This is a genomic window from Bacillus sp. P4_D3, from assembly GCF_056401855.1.
On sequence record NZ_JBFUIN010000338.1, the window covers coordinates 1 to 3,450 of the forward strand.

Below are 3,450 nucleotides of genomic sequence, written 5' to 3' on the forward strand. Positions count from 1 at the left end.
GTTCCTATACTAATCAAATCCTCAATATTTATCCCTGTATTTTCAAATTTTCTTGCTATATATACAACAAGCCGTAGATTACGTTCAATAAGCATCGATCTGGCAGCTTGATCTCCATTTGGTAATTTATTCAAAAGAACTGCCTCTTCGTCTTTCGTTAACGGCGGTGGCAACGCTTCACTTCCGCCAATATAATAAATTTCATCGGTCTTAATTCCTAATTTCAGCAATACTTTATACCAAAGGTATACCAAATAAAATTTAAATTTCACCATATTATCCCGCCTCTCATAATTAAGCAATTACCATCTTTTGCGAAATCAACATTTTCGGATGTACAATGCATTGATACTCTCCATTGGTAGATAATTGTTGTGTATTTAATCCAATCAGTACTTTGTTTACAACAACCAAACCTTCATGATAAACTTGCACACAATCTGGCTTAATTGCCCATAAAAATTGATTCTCTACTCCTACTGCTCGGAAAGGAATTAAACGTAGTTTCGTCGCCCATCCAGAATCATTTTCTGGTATTTGAGGAATTTCTGTTTTGGAATAAATTTGTTCTGTTAACCAAGCTGGCAAACAATGTTCTAATGATGAAATATGCATAATCATAACGGGTGTTTTTGTTAACGGGTCATAAAGTTGGTTCCCACTATCAATTAGACCTGCTAGTTCTAGTTCCTCTCCAGCTAATTGAATTTTCACTTTCACGATTTGATCATAGTGTATCTTTGTGACCTCTACGCTTTCTATACGCTTTTTAGAAAAATAATAAATTACTGGAAAACCAAAAATAACAAACAACCAACTAATTGGATCACCGTAAGAAACTGATTTAGATTGAACTAACCCATTTACCATTTCGTTCGTTTGTAAAAAGTAATGCGTTCCAATTAATCCTCCACCAACCATAAAGGTTACAAAATAGAAAGTAAAAACAGTTTGTGCATAATTTCTAAATGTTGAAAATCCAAATGCTGTATACACAATAAGTAACGAATACAATAGTTTCATAATTGGATGTGTCATCATAGAAGCAAAAGGCGTAAAGGCGAAAATAACAATAGTTGAACCTATAAATGCCCCTAACACAAGCCTCCATCTTTTGATTCTCTTTTTTAACACGGTGGCTGTTAATAAAAGTAAAAGAAAATCAATGCAGGCGTTTAACAACCAAACAATGTCGGCGTAAACAACCAAACAATTCACCTCTTTTTTTAAGTTGAGACTAGTATAATGCATATCCAATAGGAAAGTGTGTCAATTGGTGGAGGGTTTTTTTTTGTTATTTTGTGATTTCTAGACATAATCTGTCGGTAAAAAATAAAAGTGTATTTTTCATAGAATAATATAAATCTCTTACTTGTATACATAATAATTGAATTATATATATACAAAGCTAATCTTGCTATTTGCGGGCAGTAACACCCCTGCCTCAAAATTCTGCTACAAAAAAGTACAGAAGTTAAGCGGGAGTCGGGCTAACAATCATTTTGGATGAACAACCCCTACTAATTAAAGTTTCACTTTATTTATCACAGCTTATAGCTTAAAAATAGGACTGGACTCTCCATATGCAAAATAATAAAAAAAGATCTGCTTAGCAGATCTTTTCCATTTAGACAACAAAAAAAAGGAGCATGAAAGCTCCTTTTCTTTTATCGTCTACGACGGTTACGTAAGAATGCTGGAATATCGATGTCATCTGAATCTGTATGACGATCATGCATAACCGGCTCTTCACGTTTCATTTCACGCTTAACTTCACGTTGTTTTGAAGGTTGAGCTACTGGTTGTTGTTGTTGTTGTGAATGATTCGCAGTCGGACGGATAATTGGTTTTGGTGGCTGCGTCGAAGCACTATCATCAAAACCAGTTGCAATTACAGTGACAACGATATCATCTTTTAATCCTTCATTAATAACAGAACCGAAGATCATATTTACTTCTGGATCCGAAGCTGAAGCTACAATGTCTGCCGCTTCTTGTACTTCATATAAACTTAAGTTTGCGCCGCCCGTAATGTTCATAATAACACCTTGAGCTCCATCAATAGATGTTTCTAGTAATGGACTAGAAATCGCTTTTTTCGCAGCTTCAGCTGCACGATTTTCACCATTACCAGAACCGATACCCATTAAAGCAGAACCTCTATTAGACATAATTGTTTTTACGTCTGCAAAGTCTAAGTTGATTAGACCTGGTGTAGCAATTAAATCAGAAATACCTTGAACACCTTGACGTAATACGTTATCTGCTTCACGGAACGCTTCTAACATTGGCGTATTTTTATCAACAATCTCTAATAAGCGATCATTTGGAATTACAATAAGTGTATCTACATTTTCTTTAAATGATGCAATACCAGATGCAGCTTGAGTTGCACGTTTACGTCCTTCAAATGTAAATGGGCGTGTTACAACACCAACTGTTAACGCACCTAGTTCTTTTGCAACTTGAGCAACAACTGGAGCTGCACCAGTTCCAGTTCCGCCGCCCATACCAGCAGTTACGAAGACCATATCCGCACCACGAAGTGCTTCCTGAATCTGTTCTTTACTTTCTTCTGCAGCTTTTTTCCCTACTTCAGGGTTTGCGCCTGCACCAAGTCCACGCGTTAATTTTCCACCAATTTGCATTTTCGTTTCAGCTTTTGATAGATTTAATGCTTGTGCATCAGTATTCACAGCGATAAAGTCTACACCTTGTACACCATGTTCAATCATACGGTTTACAGCATTGTTTCCGCCACCGCCGACACCGATAACTTTTATATTTGCTAATTGATCTTGAGTAGTATCAAACTCTAACATGTCGAAATCCCCCTAGAACCTCATTTTTCGTGTCCAATTTTAATCCCATAAATAACGGAATACACGTTTTACTTTTGACATCATGCGGTCATCATTTTGATTAGTATTATTTTGATTACGATTTTTCTGTTTCGCAGGTTGCTGTTGTACCGGCATTGGTGCTGGTACTGGTTCAAAATGTTCTTGCTTTTCCTGCACATTTTTCCCACGTAATTTAGCTTTTTGATAAGAATGTTTAATTAATCCAACTCCACTTGTATATTGAGGCTCACGAACACCAATATAATCAGGAGTTGCTATACGAACATTTTCATGTAAAATATCGTATGCAAGATCAAGAACACCTGACATAGAAGCTATCCCACCAGTTAGTACATATCCAGAAGCAGCTTGCTTTACTCCTAACTTATGCACTTCATCTTGAACAAACATTAAAATTTCCTCTACACGAGCCTCTATTATATCCGATAATTCCAACTGAGAATATTGTTCTGTTTGATCGCTTCCCATAATAGGAACCGTAAACATCTCTTCTTCAGATGCTGTATCATAAAAAGCATGTCCATATTTCAGCTTAATTTGATCTGCATTTTCTGTTGAAGTTTTCAGCCCAATCGCTATATCCTTC

Annotated in this window: 3 protein-coding genes and 1 pseudogene; all 4 read right to left on the bottom strand. The window is 36.1% G+C overall.

The annotated features are described in order from the left end of the window. Positions 1-275 (bottom strand): annotated as a pseudogene (locus AC1DTM_RS20605) (RNA polymerase sporulation sigma factor SigE); the annotation flags it as partial. A gap of 19 nt (positions 276-294) precedes the next feature. Further along, the gene (gene spoIIGA, locus AC1DTM_RS20610) at positions 295-1,209 is read right to left on the bottom strand and encodes a sigma-E processing peptidase SpoIIGA (protein WP_002111432.1); all 915 of its coding nucleotides are present in this window, start codon (positions 1,207-1,209) and stop codon (positions 295-297) included. Between the two features lie 458 nt (positions 1,210-1,667). Continuing rightward, positions 1,668-2,822: a cell division protein FtsZ gene (gene ftsZ / locus AC1DTM_RS20615; protein WP_016106026.1), complete on the bottom strand. Its 1,155-nt coding sequence runs from the start codon at positions 2,820-2,822 to the stop codon at positions 1,668-1,670. A 39-nt stretch (positions 2,823-2,861) separates the two neighbouring features. Further along, positions 2,862-3,450: cell division protein FtsA C-terminal domain-containing protein (locus AC1DTM_RS20620; protein WP_477000762.1), on the bottom strand; the 589-nt coding region annotated here is incomplete at its 5' end.

Excerpts from the sequence above, each read along its gene's own strand:
- ftsZ (WP_016106026.1), bottom strand. The coding sequence starts at position 2,822 with ATGTTAGAGTTTGATACTACTCAAGATCAATTAGCAAATATAAAAGTT.